Source organism: Bradyrhizobium sp. WCU1 (assembly GCF_053474805.1).
Genome location: NZ_CM130280.1, coordinates 3,320,238 through 3,341,104, shown reverse-complemented (window position 1 = coordinate 3,341,104; position 20,867 = coordinate 3,320,238). Strand labels below are relative to the sequence as shown.

General features: G+C 64.8%; 22 protein-coding genes and 1 tRNA gene. 13 read left to right on the top strand and 10 right to left on the bottom strand.

What is annotated here, in order from left to right; translation table 11 throughout:
• The first annotated feature begins 80 nt into the window (after window positions 1-80).
• The 3 genes from ACTUWL_RS15530 (at window position 81) to panE (ending at window position 3,165) form a co-directional block, all read left to right on the top strand.
• Window positions 81-1,430 (top strand): MATE family efflux transporter, encoded by a 1,350-nt coding sequence (locus ACTUWL_RS15530; protein WP_373011422.1) that lies wholly within the window; start codon window positions 81-83, stop codon window positions 1,428-1,430.
• A 97-nt stretch (window positions 1,431-1,527) separates the two neighbouring features.
• Entirely contained in the window at window positions 1,528-2,133 is a 606-nt protein-coding gene (locus tag ACTUWL_RS15525) for a 2-hydroxychromene-2-carboxylate isomerase (RefSeq protein ID WP_021082537.1), read from the top strand.
• A gap of 111 nt (window positions 2,134-2,244) precedes the next feature.
• A complete protein-coding gene (gene panE, locus ACTUWL_RS15520) occupies window positions 2,245-3,165 on the top strand; it encodes a 2-dehydropantoate 2-reductase (protein ID WP_021082536.1) in 921 nt (306 codons plus the stop codon).
• A gap of 145 nt (window positions 3,166-3,310) precedes the next feature.
• Here the strand turns inward: panE and ACTUWL_RS15515 are convergent, their stop codons facing one another.
• The 4 genes from ACTUWL_RS15515 to ACTUWL_RS15500 all read right to left on the bottom strand — a co-directional run bounded on the left by ACTUWL_RS15515 (window position 3,311) and on the right by ACTUWL_RS15500 (window position 6,648).
• Window positions 3,311-3,892 (bottom strand): c-type cytochrome, encoded by a 582-nt coding sequence (locus ACTUWL_RS15515; protein WP_021082535.1) that lies wholly within the window; start codon window positions 3,890-3,892, stop codon window positions 3,311-3,313.
• 200 nt (window positions 3,893-4,092) lie between these two features.
• Window positions 4,093-5,367 carry a PQQ-dependent sugar dehydrogenase gene (locus ACTUWL_RS15510; RefSeq protein ID WP_021082534.1) on the bottom strand — a complete coding sequence of 425 codons (1,275 nt, stop codon included), beginning with the start codon at window positions 5,365-5,367 and terminating at the stop codon, window positions 4,093-4,095.
• A gap of 272 nt (window positions 5,368-5,639) precedes the next feature.
• Entirely contained in the window at window positions 5,640-6,152 is a 513-nt protein-coding gene (locus ACTUWL_RS15505; protein WP_021082533.1) for a DUF2865 domain-containing protein, read from the bottom strand.
• Window positions 6,153-6,573: 421 nt separating this feature from the next.
• Window positions 6,574-6,648, bottom strand: a tRNA-Gly gene (locus ACTUWL_RS15500).
• 452 nt (window positions 6,649-7,100) lie between these two features.
• Here ACTUWL_RS15500 and trxA point away from each other — a divergent pair.
• Window positions 7,101-8,021, top strand: coding sequence for a thioredoxin (trxA, locus tag ACTUWL_RS15495; protein ID WP_021082532.1), 921 nt, complete (start codon window positions 7,101-7,103; stop codon window positions 8,019-8,021).
• Window positions 8,022-8,051: 30 nt separating this feature from the next.
• Complete coding sequence (locus ACTUWL_RS15490; RefSeq protein ID WP_021082531.1) at window positions 8,052-8,726, top strand: LON peptidase substrate-binding domain-containing protein; 675 nt, start codon at window positions 8,052-8,054, stop codon at window positions 8,724-8,726.
• 92 nt (window positions 8,727-8,818) lie between these two features.
• Here ACTUWL_RS15490 and ACTUWL_RS15485 read toward each other — a convergent pair whose 3' ends face one another.
• The 4 genes from ACTUWL_RS15485 to ACTUWL_RS15470 all read right to left on the bottom strand — a co-directional run bounded on the left by ACTUWL_RS15485 (window position 8,819) and on the right by ACTUWL_RS15470 (window position 12,993).
• Window positions 8,819-9,373: a cytochrome b/b6 domain-containing protein gene (locus tag ACTUWL_RS15485; protein WP_021082530.1), complete on the bottom strand. Its 555-nt coding sequence runs from the start codon at window positions 9,371-9,373 to the stop codon at window positions 8,819-8,821.
• Between the two features lie 46 nt (window positions 9,374-9,419).
• Window positions 9,420-9,698 (bottom strand): PepSY domain-containing protein, encoded by a 279-nt coding sequence (locus tag ACTUWL_RS15480; RefSeq protein WP_021082529.1) that lies wholly within the window; start codon window positions 9,696-9,698, stop codon window positions 9,420-9,422.
• A 227-nt stretch (window positions 9,699-9,925) separates the two neighbouring features.
• Window positions 9,926-12,460 carry a bifunctional diguanylate cyclase/phosphodiesterase gene (locus ACTUWL_RS15475; RefSeq protein ID WP_035653731.1) on the bottom strand — a complete coding sequence of 845 codons (2,535 nt, stop codon included), beginning with the start codon at window positions 12,458-12,460 and terminating at the stop codon, window positions 9,926-9,928.
• Window positions 12,461-12,642: 182 nt separating this feature from the next.
• On the bottom strand, window positions 12,643-12,993 hold the full coding sequence (locus ACTUWL_RS15470) for a hypothetical protein (RefSeq protein ID WP_021082527.1): 351 nt from the start codon (window positions 12,991-12,993) through the stop codon (window positions 12,643-12,645).
• A gap of 103 nt (window positions 12,994-13,096) precedes the next feature.
• Here ACTUWL_RS15470 and ACTUWL_RS15465 point away from each other — a divergent pair, with 103 nt between their 5' ends.
• Window positions 13,097-13,633, top strand: coding sequence for a TetR/AcrR family transcriptional regulator (locus tag ACTUWL_RS15465; RefSeq protein WP_021082526.1), 537 nt, complete (start codon window positions 13,097-13,099; stop codon window positions 13,631-13,633).
• Window positions 13,634-13,761: 128 nt separating this feature from the next.
• Window positions 13,762-13,959 (top strand): Trm112 family protein, encoded by a 198-nt coding sequence (locus tag ACTUWL_RS15460; RefSeq protein WP_018269337.1) that lies wholly within the window; start codon window positions 13,762-13,764, stop codon window positions 13,957-13,959.
• A 53-nt stretch (window positions 13,960-14,012) separates the two neighbouring features.
• Here the strand turns inward: ACTUWL_RS15460 and ACTUWL_RS15455 are convergent, their stop codons facing one another.
• The gene (locus ACTUWL_RS15455; protein ID WP_021082525.1) at window positions 14,013-15,233 is read right to left on the bottom strand and encodes a ubiquinone biosynthesis hydroxylase; all 1,221 of its coding nucleotides are present in this window, start codon (window positions 15,231-15,233) and stop codon (window positions 14,013-14,015) included.
• 237 nt (window positions 15,234-15,470) lie between these two features.
• On the opposite strand from ACTUWL_RS15455, the gene tesB reads away from it, so the two are divergent.
• On the top strand, window positions 15,471-16,331 hold the full coding sequence (gene tesB, locus ACTUWL_RS15450; protein WP_021082524.1) for an acyl-CoA thioesterase II: 861 nt from the start codon (window positions 15,471-15,473) through the stop codon (window positions 16,329-16,331).
• Between the two features lie 51 nt (window positions 16,332-16,382).
• On the opposite strand, the gene ACTUWL_RS15445 is transcribed toward tesB, so the two are convergent.
• Window positions 16,383-17,273, bottom strand: a complete 891-nt coding sequence (locus ACTUWL_RS15445; protein ID WP_021082523.1) for a DUF4339 domain-containing protein — start codon at window positions 17,271-17,273, stop codon at window positions 16,383-16,385.
• Between the two features lie 305 nt (window positions 17,274-17,578).
• Here ACTUWL_RS15445 and ACTUWL_RS15440 point away from each other — a divergent pair, with 305 nt between their 5' ends.
• From ACTUWL_RS15440 to ACTUWL_RS15420, 5 genes are all read left to right on the top strand, one after another.
• Window positions 17,579-17,917 (top strand): P-II family nitrogen regulator, encoded by a 339-nt coding sequence (locus tag ACTUWL_RS15440; RefSeq protein ID WP_021082522.1) that lies wholly within the window; start codon window positions 17,579-17,581, stop codon window positions 17,915-17,917.
• An 84-nt stretch (window positions 17,918-18,001) separates the two neighbouring features.
• Complete coding sequence (locus tag ACTUWL_RS15435) at window positions 18,002-19,321, top strand: ammonium transporter (protein ID WP_035653729.1); 1,320 nt, start codon at window positions 18,002-18,004, stop codon at window positions 19,319-19,321.
• A gap of 141 nt (window positions 19,322-19,462) precedes the next feature.
• The gene (locus ACTUWL_RS15430) at window positions 19,463-19,777 is read left to right on the top strand and encodes an ArsR/SmtB family transcription factor (RefSeq protein WP_021082520.1); all 315 of its coding nucleotides are present in this window, start codon (window positions 19,463-19,465) and stop codon (window positions 19,775-19,777) included.
• Entirely contained in the window at window positions 19,774-20,127 is a 354-nt protein-coding gene (locus ACTUWL_RS15425) for an SRPBCC family protein (RefSeq protein WP_021082519.1), read from the top strand. Before ACTUWL_RS15430 ends, ACTUWL_RS15425 begins: the two co-directional genes overlap by 4 nt.
• Before the next feature lie 52 nt (window positions 20,128-20,179).
• Window positions 20,180-20,782: an ATP-dependent Clp protease proteolytic subunit gene (locus tag ACTUWL_RS15420; protein ID WP_021082518.1), complete on the top strand. Its 603-nt coding sequence runs from the start codon at window positions 20,180-20,182 to the stop codon at window positions 20,780-20,782.
• Window positions 20,783-20,867: the final 85 nt, after the last annotated feature.

Below are 20,867 nucleotides of genomic sequence, written 5' to 3'. Positions count from 1 at the left end.
CCTCCCCCGCAAGCGGGAGAGGTGTAGCGAGTATGCCGCCTGACCTAAAACGCACCAGCCCCCATCGTCGGAAATTGAACGTGTCCAACCCTCCCTCCTTGCGCAGATCCTTCCTGTTCTTCCTCGCGCCCATGCTGCTGAGCAACGTGCTGCAATCGCTGTTCGGCACCATCAACGGCGTCTATCTCGGCCAGATGATCGGGGTCGACGCGCTGGCCGCGGCGTCGGTGTTCTTCCCGGTGATGTTCTTCTTCATCTCCTTCGTGATCGGCCTCAGCGCGGGTGCCTCCGTCATGATCGGCCAGGCCTGGGGCGCCGGTGAGCCCGAACGGGTGAAGGCCGTTGCCGGCACGACCATGACCGTGACGCTGCTGCTGGCGCTTGCGATTGCGATCGCAGGCGGCCTGTTCGCCCGCCCGCTCCTGATCGCGCTCGCCACGCCGCCTGACGTCCTCGACGCCGCGGTGTCCTATGCGCGGATCATGATGATTACGATGCCGGTGACCTTCGCGTTCCTGCTGCTCGCGGCGATGATGCGTGGCGTCGGTGACACCGTGACGCCGCTGGTGGCGTTGACGGTCTCGACCGTCGTCGGCCTCGTGGTGACGCCCGCGTTGATCCGCGGCTGGCTCGGGCTGCCGATGCTGGGCGTCGCGAGCGCCGCGATCGCCTCCGCCGTCTCGGGCGTCGTGACATTGCTCTGGCTGCATGTCCACATGCTGCGGAACAAGCATCCGCTCGCGTTCGACGCGGCATTCCTGCACGCCATGCGGCCGAACGGTGCCCTGCTCCGTATCGTGTTGCGGCTCGGCATTCCCACAGCGATCGGCATGGTGGTGGTCTCGCTCGCCGAACTGGTGCTGCTCGGCCTCGTCAACGGGTTCGGCTCGGACGCGACCGCAGCCTATGGCGCGGTCAACCAGGTGATCGGCTATGTGCAGTTTCCGGCGATCTCGATCGCCATCACGACCTCGATCTTCGGCGCGCAGGCGATCGGCCGCGGCGATTCCAACCGGGTCGGCGCCATCGTCAGAACCGGGATCGAGATGAACTTGTGGCTCACCGGCGGGCTGGTCGTGCTCGGCTATCTCTTTGCGCGGCCGCTGATGGGCTTCTTCATCAGGGACAGTGCCGTCCTCGCGCTCGCGCAGCAGCTGCTCTACATCGTGCTGTGGAGCATGGTGCTGTTCGGCATGGCGACGGTGTTCTCGGGTGCGATGCGCGCCGGCGGCACGGTGTGGATGCCGCTGTTCCTCTCGACCCTGGCGATCGCACTGGTCGAGGTGCCGGTCGCGATCGTGCTCAGCCGGGCCATCGGCATCACCGGCATCTGGATCGCCTACCCGGTCACCTTCGCGACCATGTTCCTGCTGCAGATGGCCTATTACGCCCTGGTATGGCGCAAGCAGACCATCAGGCGACTGATTTGACATCGCGCGCCGCGGCTCACATGATGAGTATCATATTCTACCGATGGCGCCTGCGACGACAGGTCCATGCTAGACAAGCCCAAAGGGAGCGACCGCCGTGAGCCCAAATCCGCAATTCCTGTTCGATTTCGGCAGCCCCAACGCGTTCCTCAGCCATGAGGCGATCCCGGCGATCGAGAAGCGCACCGGCGTCAAGTTCGAATATGTCCCGATCCTGCTCGGCGGCATCTTCAAGGCCACCAACAACAAGTCGCCGGCCGAGACGCTGGCAGGCGTCAAGAACAAGCCCGAATTCATGAAGATCGAGACCGAGCGCTTCCTCAAGCGCTTCAACGTCAAGCCCTATGTCTGGAACCCGTTCTTCCCGGTCAACACGCTGAACCTGATGCGCGCGGCGGTCGCCGCCCAGCTCGAAGGCGTGTTCGAGAGATATATCGAGGCGGCTTTCCACCACATGTGGGTCGAGCCGAAGAAGATGGACGATCCCGAGATCGCGGGCAAAGCGATCGCCTCCTCCGGCCTGGACGCCGCAAAACTGTTCGCCCGCGCGCAGGATGCCGATGTCAAGGCCAAGCTGATCGAATATACCCAGTCGGCCGTCGAGCGCGGCGCGTTCGGCTCACCGACCTTCTTCGTCGGCAAGGAGATCTTCTTCGGCAAGGAGCAGCTGCGCGAAGTCGAGGAATTGGTGTCGGGAAAGTGAGATGAGCGGACGGCGAATAGCGAGTAGCGAATAGCCGGTTCAGATCCCTATTTATCCGCCATTCGGGCTTCGCCCGCTCCCCGGGGCAACAACAAAGAAGGACAAATTCCCATGCGCGTTCTCGTGGTCGGCGCCGGTGCGATCGGCGGTTATTTCGGCGGCCGGATGCTTCAGGCCGGCCGCGACGTCACGTTCCTGGTGCGGCCCCGCCGCGCCGCCGAGCTCGCCTCCGCGGGGCTCGTGATCAAGAGCCCGAACGGCGATGTCACGCTGAACAATCCGCCGACGGTGCAGGCCGACAAGCTCTCCGACAAATTCGACGTCGTGCTGCTGAGCTGCAAGGCGTTCGACCTCGAGGACGCGATCAAGTCGTTCGCGCCAGCGGTCGGCGACAAGACCGCGATCGTCCCGCTGCTCAACGGCATGCTGCATCTCGATGCGCTCGACAAGACGTTCGGCGCCCAGCACGTGCTTGGCGGTCTCTGTGCGATCGCGGCGACGCTGAATGAAAAGCGCGAGGTGGTGCAGCTGCAGCCGATGCAGTCCCTGGCTTTCGGTGAACGCGCCGGCGGGCTGTCGGACCGGGTGCGCGCGATCGCCGAGACCTTCTCCGCGATCAACGGCGCGGCCGCCAGCGAGCACGTGATGCAGGACATGTGGGAGAAGTGGGTATTCCTGGCCTCGCTCGCCGCGTCCACCAGCCTGATGCGGACCTCGGTCGGCAACATCCTGGCCGCGCCCGGCGGCAGGGATTTCCTGCTCGGCATCCTCGACGAATGCAGCGCGATCGCCGCCGATGCCGGGCACATGCCGGGCGGCCCGTTCTTCCAACGTACCCGCGGGCTCTTGACCACCGAAGGCTCGCCGATGACCGCCTCGATGTTCCGCGACATCAAGGCCGGGCTGCCGGTCGAAGCCGATCACGTGATCGGCGACCTGATCGTGCGCGCCGACGCGGCCAAGATCCCGGTGCCGAAGCTGCGCACGGCCTACACGCATCTCAAGGCGTATGAGAAGCAGCGGCAGGCGTAATACGATCGGTGTCGTCCCGGCGAAGGCCGGGACCCATAACCACCGAACTCAGTTGGTTGGCGAGATAGCGACTACATCTGCCTCAAATCGAGAGGCCGCGGCGTATGGGTCCCGGCCTTCGCCGGGACGACAACATGATTCGCCGCTACAGATGCGCCAGATAATGCGCGAGCGCAGTGATCTCTTCGTCGCTCAAGGGATACGCCACGTCGGCCATCGCGGCCTGCGCGCCGCCGGAGCGCACGCCCGACTTGTAGTCATGCAGCGCCTTGACGAGATATTCCTCGCGCTGGCCGGCGATGCGGGCCACCGCCTTGGTGCCGGCGAAGGTGTCGCCGTGGCATGAGGCGCAGCGGCGGCCGGCCGCGGCCTGCTTGCCCTTCTCGGACAGATCCGGATTGTCGTCCTTGCCGCCCTTGAACGGCGGCAGCGATGCGAAATAGGCGCCGAGATTGCGGATGTCCTCGTTGCTGAGCTGCTCGACGATCGGCTGCATCTGCTCGTTCTTGCGCGCGCCGGCGCGGAAGAACACCAGCTGCCATTGGATGAACTGATCGAGCTGGCCGGCGAGCGAGGGAATGTTCTCGGTCTGCGAGATGCCGTTGTCGCCATGGCAACCGGCGCAGATTTCGGCTTTCGCCTTGCCGGCGGCATTGTCCGCCGCCTGGGCAAACGAGGTCAGCGCGACCGCCGACGCGAACAGCATTCCGAGGGACACAACGCGCATTGTCGGTTTCTCCGGCGGTCATTGCCGGGCGCTGTCCTCGAGCTGGTCGAGGATGCCCCGGCAATCCATCAGGTTTAAAAAGGGTTCTTGTTTGGATGGATGCCCGGATCAATCCGGACATGACGAGGTGGTTCCGTTATCCGATCGCAGCAGAGGCTGCGGTCGCCTCGCGGCCACCGCAGCCTCATAAGCTTCGACTGTTACTTGCTGTAGCTGATGCGATAGATCGCACCGGCCCAGTCGTCGGCGACGAGGATGGAGCCATCCTTGTCGAGCAGGATATCGGCGGGACGGCCGAGATAGCCCTGGTCACCCTCGATCCAGCCGGAGGCGAAGATTTCCTGCTTGGCGTTCTTGCCGTCGGGGCTCGCGGTGATCTTCACGATGCGGCCGCCCTGGTACTTGTGCCGGTTCCAGGAGCCGTGCTCGGCGATCAGGATCGCGTTCTTGTACTCGGCCGGGAATTGGCTGCCGGTATAGAACTTCATGCCGAGCGGGGCCACGTGGGCGCCGAGATTATAGACCGGCGGGGTGAACTCCGAGCATTTGTGACCCATCGCGAACTTGGTGTCCGGCAAATTGCCCTGGTGGCAATAGGGATAGCCGAAATGCTCGCCGATCTTCGAGATCATGTTGAGCTTGTCGCTCGGCAGATCGTCGCTGATCCAGTCGCGCGCGTTTTCGGTGAACCAGTACTTGCCGGTGCGCGGATCGACGTCGCCGCCGACCGAGTTGCGCACGCCGAGCGCCCAGATCTCCGCATTGCCGGTCTTGGGATCGACGCGGCGGATCTGCGACACCGAGGTCGGCGGGATGCCGATGTTGAAGGGAGGTCCGAACGGAATGTAGAACCAGCCGTCCTTGTCGACGGCGATGTACTTCCAGCCATGCGCCGCATAGGACGGCATGTCGTCATACACCACCTTGCCGCTGCCCAGATTGTCGAGATTGGCTTCGGCATTGTCGTATTTGATCAGCTTGTCGACCGCGATGACGTAGAGCGCGCCGTCGCGGAACGCGAGGCCGGTCGGCATGTTGAGGCCCTTGAGGATGGTCTTGACCTCTTTCTTGCCGTTGTTGTCCTTGATCGCATAGACATTGCCGAGGCCGAACGAGCCGACGAACAGCGTGCCCTTGTCGCCCCAGGCCATCTGCCGCGCCGCGAGCACGTTCGAGGCGTAGACCTCGATCTTGAAGCCCGGCGGCAGCTTGATCTTCTTCATCATGCTGGCGAGCTCGGCGTCGGAGGCGCCGGTCGGCGGGCCGGACGGTGGGGCGAGGCCCTTCTGCGCTTCGGTCTCGTCGCCAAGGAACCAGTCATCCGGCGGATGGGTCCAGAATTCCTTGGTGCCGGATTCGTATTTCTTCAACGCCCGGCTCTTGTCAGTTTGTTGCTGCGCATTGGCGAAGGTGGTCCCCGCCAGCAGCGCGATCGCCGCGAACGCAAGTATGGATCGATTGAAAGCTGATTTCATCGAGTCACTCCCCTATGCAAGCCGTTGCAGCTTGCCTGTTATTGATTTTGAACGCCCTGAGAGATGATGGTTGGCGTGGTCTGTGAGGTAGGTCAGACGGCAAAATGGTAGCACATCCATCGACGCTGAAAAGCGCATGCAGCAGTGTGCGCTGCGTCAAAACAAGTTGAGACGAGATTCAAGGCGAAATTTTCCTGCGCGGGCTGCCTGATAACAAGGCATTCTGCGCTGCGGCGTCATATTCGAATGAAGCTAACGCGCGCGATCCGTGTCTATCGCGACGAGAGACGCGCCAGGCCGAGCGCCTGCGCCTTGGCCTTCGACAGCGGCCTGAACAACACGCTGCGCCTCGCCCCACTGGTGATCGCCGCGATCTTGAAGCCATCGTCGGCGGCGATGATGTCGCCGCTCCGAAGCGTCATGTCGTCCTCGATCGCAATCGGCGACAGGCCGGTCGAGGCGCTTGACCTGCAGGAGCATTGCGGCACGATCTCGCGCTGAAACCGGAATGCATTCGCCAGCGTCCTGTAGGCCTCACCCTCGCCGGTCCTAGCGCTGTCGATGTCGGAGCCGGAATACAGTTTCACCTCGGCGGCGGGACAGGCCGCCTCGCAGGACCTGACATCCGCCGTCTCGCTCAGGCGCGGCAGCGGAAAGAAGCGGCCGTCGCAGGTCCGGACGCAGAAGTTCTGCCGGCCGCCCCAATGCGAGCGCGTCGTGATGTAGACCCGGGTCCGCGGCTGCTGCGCGGGCTCGAAGCCTGGCGCCTGCTCGAACCCGGGCATGGAAAAGAAACCGTGTGCCGGGGCATAGGCGGAGTCGCTCGGCAGCAGCTGGGCTGAAGCCGGCGAGCATATCCCGACGCCGGCAATCACGATGAGCGCTGCAACACATGCAGCGCGAGCCACGCGGCGGTTCAAGGCGGAATCTGGCGTCCAGCTGATCGGCATCATTCACGTGCGTGCCGCGTCGAGAGGCGAGCGCAGCCATTTCAGCGCCGACACAACCACAAATTTCTATCAGTTTTGAGAACGCACGATCTGACGGTTAACGAGGCGGGAAGCGGCCATCGCGGGCCGCGACATCCTGACCGCCGAGCACTGCCCGAACGGCAAAACCGCCTGAACAACAAATAAGCCCGCAGCGGGGCGGGCCTTCATCAGACTGTCAGCTCTGTCGGCGAGATATTCGGTCAGCGAGAGATTTTGGAGCGGGCGAAGGGGCTCGAACCCTCGACCCCGACCTTGGCAAGGTCGTGCTCTACCACTGAGCTACACCCGCATCCGAAATGGCGGCGATCGCTCGCCGGCAACGGCAGACCTATGCCAAAAGCCGCCTGCGAATGCAACACAAGAGCGCGGTCCGGGACTCACGAAATCGCGTGGTTTCCTTAAAAATTGACCCCGAATCGACCGAATTTGACGATCCCGCTGGATTTCTTTTTACGTTTCCGCTGGAACGGGCCGCAAGGCGATCTCGTTCCGGGGCGATTCGAGCCGAGGTCCACCCAGTGGGATGGCGCTGAAATCCGGGGTCCCCGATCGAACCCGGCCGAGCGGCCAGCGATTGAAATTTGCCGACCGACCGCCATTTACTGGGCGTGATCCTGCGGAAAACCGGTTCCCACTTTTCCAGGATCATGCTCTAGCCTGACAGAACGGCTGAACCGGCCGTACGGAGCGTGCTAGAACGCCCCCATAATTTTTGACCTCAGACGACCAGGCGAGGACAACGTGACGATAATGGAGCAGGGCGGCACCACGCCCCAGGCAGCGCCCGATCTGATCAAGGAGACGACGACCCAGACCTTCGTCAAGGACGTCATCGAGGAATCGCGCCGCCAGCCGGTCATGATCGACTTCTGGGCGCCATGGTGCGGCCCCTGCCGCCAGCTGACGCCGATCCTGGAGAAGGCGGTCAAGAACGCCAAGGGCCGGGTCAAGCTGGTCAAGATGAACATCGACGAGCATCCGCAGATCCCGGGCCAGATGGGCATCCAGTCGATCCCGGCCGTGATCGCCTTCGTCAATGGCCAGCCCGCCGACGGCTTCATGGGCGCGGTGCCGGAGAGTCAGGTCAACGCCTTCATCGAGAAGATCACCAAGGGTGTGCCCGCCGCCGGCGAGCCCAATCTCACGGAGATCCTGGCCGAGGCCGACGCCGTGCTTGCCGAAGGCGACGCCGCGGCTGCCGCGCAGATCTATGCCGAGGTGCTGGCGCACGACGCCACCAACATCGCGGCGCTGGCCGGCCTCGCCAAATGCTACATGACATCAGGCGCGGTCGAGCAGGCCAAGCAGACGCTGGCGATGGTGCCGGAATCCAAGCGCAACGACGCCGCGGTGAAGGCGGTGCAGGCGGCGATCGATCTCGCCGAACAGGCGCAGTCGGTCGGCCCGATCGCCGAGCTGGAACAGAAAGTTGCCGCAAACCCGCTCGATCATCAGGCTCGCTTCGATCTCGCGACCGCGCTGAACGCAATGAACAAGCGTGCTGAAGCGACCGAGCAGTTGCTCGCCATCGTCAAGCGCGACCGCAAGTGGAACGACGACGGCGCGCGCAAGCAGCTGGTGCAGTTCTTCGAGGCGTGGGGGGGCACCGATGAAGCAACTGTCGAGGGGCGCAGGCGGTTGTCGACCATCCTGTTCTCGTAAAGTACACCCGTCACAGCAGCGGGACCCCAGATGCCGATCAATGCCGAATATCGCGGGCCCGGCGAGCTCCCCGAGGTGATCCCGGTGTTCCCGCTGCCGGGCGCGCTGCTGTTGCCGCGCGGCCAGATGCCGCTCAACATCTTCGAGCCGCGTTATCTCGCGATGATCGACGACGCGTTGCGCGACGGTCATCGCCTGATCGGCATGATCCAGCCCGATGTGGCGCATTCGCAGAAGGAGGCGAAGCCGGTGCTGTTCCGCATCGGCTGCGTCGGCCGCATCACCCAGCTCGCCGAATCCGGCGACGGCCGCTACATCCTCGAATTGACCGGCGTCGCGCGCTTCAAGGTGGTCGAGGAGCTGATCGTGCAGACGCCGTACCGGCAGTGCAAGGTCGACTTCTTCTCCTTCGCCGGCGACTTCACCGCGCGCAAGGGCGAGGACGCCGTCGATCGCAAGGCGCTGCTCGAAGTGCTCGCCGACTTCCTGGAGGCCAACAATCTGAAGGTCGACTGGGAGGGCATCGAGTCCGCGCCCAACGAGGCGCTGGTCAATGCGCTGGCGATGATGTCGCCCTACGGTCCGGCCGAAAAGCAGGCGATGCTCGAGGCGCCCGACCTGAAGACCCGCGCCGAGATCCTGATCGCCGTCACCGAGATGGACCTCGCCAAGAAGCGCACCTCGGGAGATCCGCCGGTGCAATGAGCATGATCGGGAAAACTGCGAAGCAGTTTTCCCGCGCGACAAACGCTCCGCGTTTGCCCGGAGATCATGCCCAAACAAAAGCCACGCGTTCGTCAGCGATTGCGCAGCCGCTTGCGTCCGGTGAACATCGCGCGCACCAGGTTCTGACGCTGCAGCAATCCCACAACGATGACGCCGAGCACGTGCAGGCAAACCAGGATGATGACCGCATCCGAGGCATAGGCGTGGGTATCCTCCACCCACCAGACACCGAAGAAGGTCACGGTGACCTCCATCGCGCCCGTGATCGCCGAGACCGCGAGCATGAGCAGCAGTGCCACCAGCATCACGGTGCCCGCGGGATTGAGCCCGATGTAACGCCCGGTGATGCCGCGACGGAGATTCCAGATGTAGCGCGGCGCGGCGCGCAGGCGGACGCCGAGCTTGCCGAAACGCGCGTAGCGCGTGCCGACAAAGCCCCAGACCAGACGGAACGCCAATAGCCCGATCACCGCATAGCCCGCCAGCCGGTGCAGCCGGTCATAGGCGTTGGGCGTCACCCATGCGACCAGGACGAGGATGGCGAGCGCCCAGTGCCACAGCCGCAGCGGCAGATCCCAGACCTGCACGCTGGTCGCGCCGCGGGCGCCCGGCGCCGCCTCCGTCATCGCGCCCGCTTCGCTCGGCGATTCACTTGACGATTCACTGGACAGTTCACTTGGCGATCGTGTGCTTCAGGCTGAGATCCTCCGGGCTGTAGAACAGCTCGTAGAGTTTGCCTTCCTTGACGCCGTAGACTTCGTAGCATGAGCCCTCGACCTTCGACCGGCGCACCTCGTAGCCGGCCGCCTTGGCCTTGGCTTCGGCATCACTCGCCGGCTTCCACGACGTCTTGTCGAGCTTGGTGCAAGTCTTGTAGCCGTCGGCGAATGCCGCCGATCCGAAAAGCCCCAAAACGCACGCTGCAATCACAGCACTCAGAATCACCTTCACGCGCATCCCCTCCGTTGACGATCATGCCCACAACGCGCATCGCGCCGGGCATATGCGTGAACAATGCCGAGGGGATTGCCAAGTCAAGGAAGCGCGGCCGCGGCAGGCTTTAGAGAAATTCTAACGGCCCGGAAAACCGCTTTGCGCTCCACGCGCAATTTGGTTTTGACCGCGTGCTGCGGCCTTACGCCTCATGGGTATCCGAAATCCGCTCGGGCGGCGTTCGATCAGGAAGCGCCACCCGCCACTGCGAGACGAACCGCAGGACGTTCGGCTGCCGCCGGGGTCCGCCCGCCGACCATCTGCGCCACCTTCTCGCTCTGGACCGGCGGGCTGAAGTGGAAGCCCTGCACTTCCACGCAGGCATCGGCGCGCAGGATGTCGAGCTGCTCCCTGGTCTCGACGCCCTCGGCCGTGGTCGTCTTGCCGAGGCTGACGGCGAAGCGAACGATCGCGCGCGCGATCCTGCGCGACTCGTCCGTTGCGCCCGAGAGCTCGGACACGAAGCTGCGGTCGATCTTGACCTTGTCGAACGGAAACTTCTGCAGGAAGCTCAGCGAGGAATAGCCGGTGCCGAAATCGTCGAGCGCAATCCGCACTCCGAGATCGTGCAGCTGGCTGAGCGCCGCGAACACCGCCTCGCTGTCCTGGATGATGGCCGTTTCGGTGACTTCGAGCTCGAGCCGCTCGGGCGGAATTCCAGCGCTCGCCAGCGCATGCACGATCACCGGGACCAACTCCGGGCTCCTGAACTGCACCGGCGACAGATTGATCGCGATCTTGAGGTCGGCGGGCCATTTGGCGGCTTCCGCGCACGCGGTGCGCAGCACCCATTCTCCGAGCGGCACGATCAGGCCGGTCTCTTCCGCGAGTGGGATGAACTGCGCCGGCGAGATCATGCCGCGCTGCGGATGATGCCAGCGCAGCAGCGCCTCGAAGCCGCAGGTCTCTCCGCTCGCGACGTGGATGAAGGGCTGATAGCGCAGCTCGAACTCGCCGTTGGCGAGCGCGCTGCGCATGTCGCGCTCGAGGCTGCGCCGGGCCTGCAGCAACCGGTCGAGCTCCGGCTCGAAGAAGCGGAACGAGCCGCGTCCAACGCTCTTCGCCGAGTAGAGCGCAAGATCAGCACTGCGCAGCACCTCGTCCGAATCGGTGCCGTCGCGCGGTGCGATTGCGATGCCGATGCTGGTCGTGGTGGTCAACCGATGGTGGCCGAGATCGATCGGCTCGCTGAGCGCCTTCCTGATCTTCTCCGCAAGCAGGCCGGCTTCGGCAACCGGATCGCTGACATAGTCGATGACCGCGAACTCGTCGCCGCCGAGCCGCGCGACCAGCGTCGTATCGCTGACGCATCGGCGGAGCCGCGCGGCCACCGACTTCAGCAACGCATCGCCCGCCGGATGTCCGAGCGTGTCGTTGACGTCCTTGAAGCGATCGAGATCGAGCATCAGCACCGCAAGGCTCGGTCCGCCGCACCGCGCACCAGACAGCGCCTGCTCCATCCACTCCTTGAGCAGCACGCGGTTCGGCAGGTCGGTCAGCGCGTCGTGCTGCGCCATGTGGGTGATCTTGGCCTCGGAGCGGCGCTGCTCGGTGACGTCGCGATGCGTCGCGACCCAGCCGCCGCCGGGCATCGGCTGCCGCGTCACGCAGATCAGCCGGCCGTCGGCAAGCTCGTCGACCCGGCTGCTGATCTCGTCGGCTGGCAGCGCGTTCAGTGTGGCGAGCTTCTCGGTCGCGGCGCTGTCGGTGGTCTCGCCCTTGAGGATGCCATTGGCGATCCGGTGCTTGATGATCTCGCGGTGGGCGGTGCCGGGCAGCAGCAGTTCGGGCGGCAGCCGGTACATTTTGGCGTAGCGATCGTTGCATACGACGAGGCGCTTCGCCGCATCGAACATGCAGAGGCCCTCGCCCATGTGGTTGATCGCGGTATCGAGCCGGAACCTCTGTTGCTCCAGCTCCTTCTGCGACGCCTCGACTTGCTGGCGCGCCAGCGACAACTGGCTGATGATGTCCTCGAAACGGCGGGTGCGAAGCGCCAGCCTTCGATCCGCAAGCACGCCGACCAGGCTCATCCCGAGCACCGAGAGCGCCACGCCCGCGATCACGACGGCGAGGAAGGCGGGAGAGAGCGACAGCGCCGCCGGCGTCTGCAGGGGGTCGGGGACGATCTCGACCGCGCCCATCGCGGTGAAATGATGCGTCACGATCGCAAGCGTCAGCAACAGCGCTGCGACCAGCGACATCCAGCGATCCTGATGGCGGACCGCAACCGACAGCGCGGCGTACCCGAACAGCATGCCGAGCACGATGGAGGCGGCCACGAGGTCCATCGACCACACCACATGGCCCGGCACTTCGAGCGCCCACATTCCGAGATAGTGCATGCTGGCGATGCCGGCGCCGATCACTGCGCCGCCGACCGGCGCGCGCCAGCCGCTGGAGTCGCTGGCAGCGAGGCCGAGGCCACACGAGGTCAGCATCATCGCCACGGCAAGCGACAGTGCGGTCAGCGTGATGCCGTAACCGGTCGGCACGCCGGGCTCGTAGGCCAGCATGGCGATGAAATGCGTCGCCCAGATACCGTAGCCGATCGCGGCTCCCGCGATCGCGATCCAGATCAGCCGCGTCCTCGCCTGCGATGCGATCGCGCGATGGAAGATGTTGACGGCTGCAATGCTGGCAACGAAGCAGACCAGTCCGGCGAGCAGAACGAGCCGCCAGTCATGCTCACCTGAAAGGCACGTCAGAACACGAAACATGCGTCGGTCCATGGTTGTCCGCGCGGACAAGCTAGGCCGATTGAATTGTATTCTCGATAATTTTCTACAACTTTCGGTGGCATGGTTATCCGCGCGTAAGCCGATTCCGCACGGAAATTGATGACTCCATAAATTCTTCGTACGTCCGGCAAGGCGGCGCCTTCGGCGCCCTGCCGCGCTCGCTAATAGCCGGCAGCTGCAAGCGCCACGACGGCGCTCATCGCCATCCAGCCGAAGTGACGGAAGCGGGTCGCGACCGCGTTCGCCAGCGCGGCGCAGCCGAACACGATGGCGAGCGTTGCCACGATCCAGTGCCGCGCGGCATCGGAGGCCATCGTGGGCGCGGCGACGAGCAGCACGCCGCCGCCGATCCAGGCGACCGTGCCCGCTTGATAGACCAGATGGAGGAGGAAGCGCAGGCGCGGCGGCTCGATCGTTGCGCGCGCGAATATCTTGGTTTCGCCGAGAACGCCGTGGATCAGGCTGACCACGATAGCGATCGCACCGGCGCCTTGCAGCAGAAGATCACGCATCGCGACGTCTCCGTACAGTACTGTATGGTCGGCATGGATATGGCACCTGGGGCTGGCGCCTGTCAATACACTTGTGTATGGTGCCGGCGCGGACGAGGAAACCATGACGGACCAGCTCTCAGCCAATGACTGGCTCGATCAGGGCCTGAAGACGCTGGCGCGGCGCGGCTTCACGGCGCTCAAGGCCGAGCCGCTTGCCAAGGCCATGGGCGTCTCGCGCGGCAGCTTCTACTGGCATTTCGCCGATATCGGCGCCTACCGCGCCGCGATCCTCACCCATTGGCGCGAGGTCGCCGCCGAGCAGGTGATCGCGGAGCTCGAGACCATTCCGAAAGGCGGCGACGCGCTGGCGCTGCTGTTGCGCCGGGCGTTCTCGGCGCGGCTGGCGCTGGAACGCGCGGTGCGCAGCTGGGCCACCGCCGACACCACAGCGCGCGCCGCCGTGCTCGAGGTCGACCGGCGCCGCGTCGGCTATATCGAAACCCTGCTCCGGCAGACCGGATTCCCTGACGAGGTGGCGCGCGGCCGGGCACAGGTCTTCTATTGGGCGTTCATCGGCTATGCGCTGTCGGAGCAGGCGCTGCCGAAGGCGCGGCAGCAGGCCGCGCTCGACGAATTGTTGCGAATGGCGAAGCGCTGACAGCGCGTATTTAGATATGCTACATCACGGCAGTTTATTCTGACGCGTTTTCTTCACGCGAACCGGTATCCATCCCGCATCAAGTGCAGGACAGGCTTCGCTCGAAAACGCTGCAGCCGGAGACCGCAATGAACTCGACGACCGATCACCTCGAAAGCACCGCCGACCCGAAACTGCTCGAAATTCTGGTGTGCCCGATCACCAAGGGACCGCTGGAATTCGACGCCGCGCGGCAGGAGCTGATCTCGCGCTCTGCCAAGCTCGCCTATCCGATCCGCGACGGCATCCCGATCATGCTGCCGGAAGAGGCGCGCAAGATCGACTGATGCGATCGCGTAGTAGCCCGGATTTCGCTCCGCTTCGTCCGGGCTACGAAAGCTTACAGCGCCTCGCCCTTCAACAGCCGCGGCACTTCGCCTGACAGGCCCGCCGCCTGGCGGATGAACATGCTCTTCAATGGCGGCGCGCGATCGACGAGGCCGAGGCCGATGTCGCGCACGGTGCGCAGCAATGTCGATTCGTTGGAGAACAGGAAGTTCAGCGAGTTGGTGGCAACCCCCATTGCCATGGTGTCGAAGCGGCGCCAGCGCTGGTAGCGCTCGAGCACGTCGGCCTGTCCGAGATCCATGCCGAGCCGCGCCGCATCGACCACGACTTCGGCAAGCGCCGCGACATCCTTCAGGCCCATGTTGAGCCCCTGCCCCGCGATCGGATGGATCACATGCGCGGCGTCACCGATCAGCGCCAGCCGTTCGGCGACAAACGAGCGCGCGACGAAATAGCCGAGCGGAAACCCGCGCGGTCGGTCGAGCGCCTTGATCTCGCCGAGATGCAAGCCGAAACGCTGCTCGAGCTCGGCGTGGAATTCGTCCTCGCTCAACGCCGTGATGCGCGCGGCGTCCTTGCGCGTCTCGGTCCACACCAGCGAGGAGCGGTTGCCGGTCAGCGGCAGGATCGCGAACGGGCCCGCGGGCAGGAAATGCTCCTCGGCGCGGCCGTGATGCGCGCGCTCATGCCCGACCGTGACGACAATGCCGGATTGGTCATAGTCCCAGCCATGGGTCGCAATCCCGGCGCGCTCGCGCAGCTTCGACCGTGCGCCGTCGGCGGCGACCAAGAGGCTCGCATCGATCTCGGTGCCGTCGGCCAGCCGCACGCTGACGCCGTCGGGGCGTGAGTCGAAGCTCGACACCGCCGTGGCGCGCAGCTCGACGCCTTCGGCCTCGGCGCGGCTTGCCAGCGCATCGATCAGATAGCGGTTCTCGACCATATGGGCGAACGGCTCGCCCGGCTCGACATTGCCGGCGAAGGTCAGGAAAACCGGGCGGGTGGCGTCCTCGAGCTTGGAATCGGTCACGACCATGTCCGTGATCGGCTGCGCGGTCGGCGCCACCTGGCCCCAGACGCCGAGGGTTTCGAACAGCCGCCGGCAGGCCGCCACGATCGCCGTCGCGCGCGGATCACGGCTCGGCCGCTGGCTCAACGCCGGGTCGGCCACGATGACCGGGATGTCCGGCCCGAGCCCCTGGCGCAACGCCACGGCCAGCGCCAGCCCCGCAAACGCGCCCCCGCAGATCACAATACTTCGCTGTGCCGGCATGCCTTTTCCTTACGCGCCTCACGCCATCAGACTGTGCTTGCTACCTGATATTAGCTGGGCGAAACAGGGGGGAGAAACAAGAGCGGCCAACCGGCCCCACTCGTCATTCCGGGCGCGCGAAGCGCGAGCCCGGAATCCATCAGGCCGCAACTTCGGTGGATGAATGGATTCCGGGCTCGCGGCTGCGCCGCGCCCCGGAATGACGACATCCAAACCGAACCCATCCAGGACGCATCCATGTCCAAGAGCCTGATCGACCTGCTGTCCATCCTCGATCTCGAGCAGCTCGAGGTGAATTTGTTCCGCGGCAACAGCCCGAAGACGAGCTGGCAGCGGGTGTTCGGTGGCCAGGTGATCGGCCAGGCGATGGTTGCGGCGTGCCGCACCGTCGAGGGCCGGCTGCCGCATTCGATCCATTGCTATTTCATCCTGCCCGGCGATCCGCAGATCCCGATCATCTACCAGGTCGAGCGGCTGCGCGACGGCAAGAGCTACACCACCCGCCGCGTCACCGCGATCCAGCACGGCAACGCGATCTTCTCCATCATGGTCTCGTTCCATTCCGATGAAGAGAGCAACTTCAATCACCAGGAGAAGATGCCCGACGTGCCGCCGCCGGAGAAGCTGACGGCGGAGGAAGTCTCGAAGCAGCCGATGTTCAAGGAGATGCCGGAGTTCATCCGTCGCTACTACGAAAGCGACCGGCCGATCGAGCTGCGCCCGGTCGAGCTCGGCCGCTATTTCGGCCAGCAGATCGACGACGGCCGCATCCATGTCTGGATCCGCACCGCGGCGAAGCTGCCCGACGATCCGGCACTGCATCTGTGCGCGCTGGCCTATGCCTCGGATTTCTCGCTGCTCGACGCCGTGATGGCGCGCTACGGCCGCACGCTGTTCGATCGCCGCATGATGCCGGCGAGCCTCGATCACGCGATGTGGTTTCATCGCCCGTTCCGCGCCGACGAATGGCTGCTCTACGCGCAGGATTCGCCGAGCGCGCAGTCAGGCCGCGGCCTGACCCGCGGCCTGATCTTCAAGCCCGACGGCACGCTGGTGGCATCCGTCGCGCAAGAAGGATCGGTGCGCGAACGCAAGTAGCGTCCTCGAGCGACTTCGGCTCTGATGAATTCAGAGCCGAAGTGATCCTCCTTAGCTACCTGCGTAGGCACCGCGCTCGGTCAGCGCGAATTGCGAGATGAACCAGTTGGCGTACCAGCGCAGCACCCACGGAATCGGGATCAGGAAGGCGAAACCGATCGAGAACACGATGGTCCGCCACAGCACTTCGAGGCCGGAGGCATTGAAGGTGACCTCGCGGCGCGTGCCTTCGACATTGCGGCAGATCCAGCGCATCCAGGCGGTCAGCACCCAGGCCCAGCCGATGATGGTGATGCACGCGACCACCATCAGCACGTACCAGCCGACATAGACCGCGGGGCTGCCGTTGAACGAGATCGGGAGATCCTGGCCGCTCGAGCTGAGGCGGCCGAAGATCCAGCGCACGATCATCCAGCTCAGGAAGCCCTGCAACAGCAGCGAGAGCAGCGTCACGATGTTGCTGTTGGCGGCTCCGGCATAGGTCAGAAGGCCGAGCACGATGAAGACGTACCAGATGTCGAGCGGCTGGCCGGTGAAGGCGAGGTGCGGCCGGCCCGGCACGCGGATATAGGGAATCGCAAAGCGGTACAGGCCGGTCGCGGTCCACGGCGCGGGGATGACGAAGATCTGGCCGATGAACATCAGCAGGCTGCGCCCGAACAGGCCCCAGATCGGGAAGTCGGCCGACAGCGCGCCGCCGCTATAGCCTGCCGACGCCGCCACCGGCGGCGGTCCGCCGGCCTGCGGAAACGCCGGCGGCGCCCCTGCGCTCGGAACAAGACCCGGAATCTCCCCCGCCTTCTGCCAGCCGGCCATGCCCTCGGTCCACACCAGCGTATCGGCACCCACCATGCCACGGGTGATCAGGTCGCGGAGCTGGGCTTCAGGCAAGGGGCCCTTTTGCTGGCCTTCGGATGCATAAAACCAGTTTCGGTTCGACATTTCTTGTTCCTCGGGGCGCGCGCGCAGGTGGGCGCACGGTAGGCGAAACGAGCCAGCGGGACCGCTGGCCGGGGCGGGAAAGCCATATTCTGGCCGAGGGTTGTCGTCTCGTACAGTGACGGAGTTCATGCGCTGCGCACGTTTTCCCCTTCTACCTGCAACTTTTTTGTGCCATTTGCCCGGAAAGCTGCCAGATTTGGCGAACGCGAAATGTGCGGAACGGCAAATTGCCGCTCCGGGGGCGGCAAGCGCCGGTCCGGGAACGGGCGCACAGGGACAACTTCAAGGGAATAAGGGCCTGAACCATGAAACTCGTCGTCGCGATCATCAAACCGTTCAAGCTTGACGAGGTCCGCCAGGCCCTGACTGCGATCGGCGTCCACGGCATGACGGTGACCGAGGTGAAGGGCTATGGCCGCCAGAAGGGCCACACCGAGATCTATCGCGGCGCCGAGTATGTCGTGAACTTCCTGCCCAAGCTCAGGATCGAGATCGCGGTCGATTCCAGCCTCGCCGAGCAGGCGGTCAGCGTCATCACCCAGCACGCCCGCACCGGCCAGATCGGCGACGGCAAGATCTTCGTGACGCCGATCGACCACGCGCTGCGCATCCGCACCGGCGAGACCGACAACGACGCGCTCTGAGCTTTATCAAATCCGTCGCCGGCAACGAGGCCGGCGCACGTCACAAATCCACGCCAAGAAACGACGACACGCCGGGGAATGATGATGGGGGCACGAGCTCTTCGTGCAGCGATGTCAGCTGCGCCGATCACTGCTGCAATGCTGTTCGCGCAGGCCACGCCGGTCTTCGCGCAGGATTCTGCGACCAATCCCGGCATCAACGCCGCCGACACCGCCTGGATGATCGTCGCCACCGCGCTGGTGCTGATGATGACGATCCCGGGACTCGCGCTGTTCTACTCCGGCATGGTGCGCAAGAAGAACGTGCTGGCGACGATGGCGCAGAGCCTCACCGCCGTCGCGCTGATCTCGATCCTCTGGGTCACCTTCGGCTATTCGCTGACCTTCGTAGGCAACGGTCCCTGGCTCGGCTCGCTCGACAGCTGGTTCCTGGCCGGCATCACCATGGACAGCGTCAATCCGGCGGCCAGGACCATCCCGGAAGCGCTGTTCATGCTGTACCAGATGACGTTCGCGATCATCACGGTGGCGTTGGTGGCAGGCTCAGTCGCCGACCGCATGCGGTTCTCCGCCTATGTGCTGTTCTCGATCGGCTGGTTCATCTTCGCCTATGTGCCGCTGGCGCATTGGGTGTGGGGCGGCGGCTTCCTTGCTTCCGCAGGCGTGCTGGATTTTGCCGGCGGCCTCGTGGTGCATCTCTCCGCCGGCATCAGCGGCCTCGTCGCAGCCAAGGTGATGGGCAACCGGCATGGCTTTGGCCATGACAATCTGTCGCCGTTCGATCTGTCGCTCGCGGTGGTCGGCACCGGGCTGCTGTGGGTCGGCTGGTTCGGGTTCAACGGCGGCTCGGCGCTCGCGGCCAATTCGCGCGCGGTCATGGCGATCACCGCGACCCATCTCGCGGCCTGCGCCGGCGCGCTGACCTGGGGCGCGATCGAATGGGCGACCCGCCGCAAACCGTCGGTGCTCGGCATGATCTCGGGTGCGGTCGCGGGGCTCGGCACCATCACCCCGGCATCCGGTTTCGTGGCACCGTGGCACGGCGTCATCATCGGCATCATTGCCGGCCTGGTCTGCTTCTGGGCCTGTACCTGGCTGAAGCATCGCTTCCGCTATGACGACTCGCTCGACGTGTTCGGCGTGCACGGCATCGGCGGCCTGACGGGCACGCTGCTCGCGGGCATCTTCGCGGCCTCCGCGATCGGCGGCACCTCGGGCCTGCTCGAGGGCAATCCGAACCAGCTGCTGACCCAGCTCTACGGCGTGGTCGTTACAGCGCTCTGGTGCGGCGGCGTCACCTTCGTGCTGCTCAAGCTGGTCTCCGTCTTCGTGCCGCTGCGCGTCTCGATGCAGCAGGAGATGGAAGGCCTCGACATCTCGCAGCACGGCGAAGCGTTGCAGTAGCGGCCGCCTGGACAGGGCCGGGGGGAGCCCAGCGTCAAAATTCGCAAAACAACCCCATGCAAAGGGCGCCCGACGTCACGCAGCACGGCGTGAGGACAGTTCGGGCTTGCGCAACACATAAGTGTGTGCTTATGTGTTGGCATGATCGAAGCCGATATCTTCAAGGCGCTGGCCGACCCGACCCGCCGCAAGGTCTTTGAGAAGCTCGCGGGCGGCAGCCTCAACGCCAGCGCCCTGCGCGATGGCCTCGAGATCAGCCAGCCGGCGATGTCGCAGCATCTGGCGGTGCTGCGCGCGGCGGGCCTGGTGCGCGAGCAGCGGCAGGGCCGTTTCGTGAATTACGAGGTCGACCCGGACGGCATCGCCAGCATCGGCAGCTGGCTCGCCCGCTACCGCGCCTATTGGCCGAAGCGCATCGAAGCGCTCTCCGACCTGCTGAAGGACATGGATCAATGAGCGACATGGTCGAGCCTGACACCGACGCAGCTCTGGTGATCGAATACGAGCTCGACGCGCCGCCCGAAAAAGTATGGCGCGCCGTGACCATTCCGGCGCTGCGCGAACGCTGGCTGCCGGATTGCGATCTCGCCGGCGCCGAGCCGGAATCAACGATAACAGGCGAAGAGGTCCGTTACCGGCTCCGCGAGTCCGAGCCGCCGTTTCGCGAAAGCCATGTCACCTTCCGGATCGAGCCGAACGAGGCCGGCGGCACGCGGTTTCGCATCATCCAGCAGGCCTGCGGCATCAGGGAAAAACCGCCGCAACCGGCCAACAGCAACACGCGCTGTCTGATGCGCGCGGCCTGATCGCAAACTTCATCCGCTGAGACGTCATCACCTGCAGACATGGAGGTCGCCGATGCGCGACATGATGCAACTCGTCCCGATGGTCATCGAACAATCGACCCGCGGCGAGCGCTCGTTCGACATCTATTCAAGGCTGCTGCGCGAGCGGATCATCTTCCTGAACGGCGAGGTCAATGATGCGATGTCCGGACTGGTCTGCGCCCAATTGCTGTTCCTGGAGGCGGACAACCCGAACAAGCCGATCAACCTCTACATCAACTCCTATGGCGGCGTGATCACCAGCGGGCTTGCGATGTACGACACCATGCAGTTCATCAAGGCGCCGGTGCATACGCTGTGCATGGGCACCGCGCGTTCGATGGGCTCGTTCCTGCTGATGGCCGGCGAACCCGGCCACCGCGCCGCGCTGCCGAATGCCAGCCTCCACGTGCATCAGCCGCTTGGCGGCTTCCAGGGCCAGGCCTCCGACATCCTGATCCATGCCACCGAAATGCAGGAGACCAAGCGGCGCATCATCCGGCTTTACGCCCAGCATTGCGGGCGCTCCGAGGCGGACGTCGAACGGACCTTGGACCGCGATCACTTCATGTCGGCGCAGCAGGCGCTCGAATGGGGATTGATCGACAAGGTCTTCGCGGCGCGCGACGCCGCCTAATGGCCCGGCAACACCCCATCTAAATACCTATTGCTGCTGCCCAGCTGAGCAGAATTGTGTCCGGACCCTGGCTTGCTCACGAATT

What these genes read in the sequence shown, in the direction of transcription:
- panE (WP_021082536.1), top strand. Translation starts at nt 2,245, where the DNA reads ATGCGCGTTCTCGTGGTCGGCGCCGGTGCGATCGGCGGTTATTTCGGC.
- ACTUWL_RS15430 (WP_021082520.1), top strand. Translation starts at nt 19,463, where the DNA reads ATGATCGAAGCCGATATCTTCAAGGCGCTGGCCGACCCGACCCGCCGC.
- ACTUWL_RS15460 (WP_018269337.1), top strand. Translation starts at nt 13,762, where the DNA reads ATGAACTCGACGACCGATCACCTCGAAAGCACCGCCGACCCGAAACTG.
- ACTUWL_RS15440 (WP_021082522.1), top strand. Translation starts at nt 17,579, where the DNA reads ATGAAACTCGTCGTCGCGATCATCAAACCGTTCAAGCTTGACGAGGTC.
- ACTUWL_RS15455 (WP_021082525.1), bottom strand. Translation starts at nt 15,233, where the DNA reads ATGCCGGCACAGCGAAGTATTGTGATCTGCGGGGGCGCGTTTGCGGGG.
- ACTUWL_RS15485 (WP_021082530.1), bottom strand. Translation starts at nt 9,373, where the DNA reads ATGACGGAGGCGGCGCCGGGCGCCCGCGGCGCGACCAGCGTGCAGGTC.
- ACTUWL_RS15510 (WP_021082534.1), bottom strand. Translation starts at nt 5,367, where the DNA reads ATGAAATCAGCTTTCAATCGATCCATACTTGCGTTCGCGGCGATCGCG.
- tesB (WP_021082524.1), top strand. Translation starts at nt 15,471, where the DNA reads ATGTCCAAGAGCCTGATCGACCTGCTGTCCATCCTCGATCTCGAGCAG.
- ACTUWL_RS15490 (WP_021082531.1), top strand. Translation starts at nt 8,052, where the DNA reads ATGCCGATCAATGCCGAATATCGCGGGCCCGGCGAGCTCCCCGAGGTG.
- ACTUWL_RS15475 (WP_035653731.1), bottom strand. Translation starts at nt 12,460, where the DNA reads ATGTTTCGTGTTCTGACGTGCCTTTCAGGTGAGCATGACTGGCGGCTC.
- ACTUWL_RS15435 (WP_035653729.1), top strand. Translation starts at nt 18,002, where the DNA reads ATGGGGGCACGAGCTCTTCGTGCAGCGATGTCAGCTGCGCCGATCACT.
- ACTUWL_RS15505 (WP_021082533.1), bottom strand. Translation starts at nt 6,152, where the DNA reads ATGCCCGGGTTCGAGCAGGCGCCAGGCTTCGAGCCCGCGCAGCAGCCG.
- ACTUWL_RS15420 (WP_021082518.1), top strand. Translation starts at nt 20,180, where the DNA reads ATGCGCGACATGATGCAACTCGTCCCGATGGTCATCGAACAATCGACC.
- ACTUWL_RS15515 (WP_021082535.1), bottom strand. Translation starts at nt 3,892, where the DNA reads ATGCGCGTTGTGTCCCTCGGAATGCTGTTCGCGTCGGCGGTCGCGCTG.
- ACTUWL_RS15465 (WP_021082526.1), top strand. Translation starts at nt 13,097, where the DNA reads ATGACGGACCAGCTCTCAGCCAATGACTGGCTCGATCAGGGCCTGAAG.
- ACTUWL_RS15425 (WP_021082519.1), top strand. Translation starts at nt 19,774, where the DNA reads ATGAGCGACATGGTCGAGCCTGACACCGACGCAGCTCTGGTGATCGAA.
- ACTUWL_RS15470 (WP_021082527.1), bottom strand. Translation starts at nt 12,993, where the DNA reads ATGCGTGATCTTCTGCTGCAAGGCGCCGGTGCGATCGCTATCGTGGTC.
- ACTUWL_RS15445 (WP_021082523.1), bottom strand. Translation starts at nt 17,273, where the DNA reads ATGTCGAACCGAAACTGGTTTTATGCATCCGAAGGCCAGCAAAAGGGC.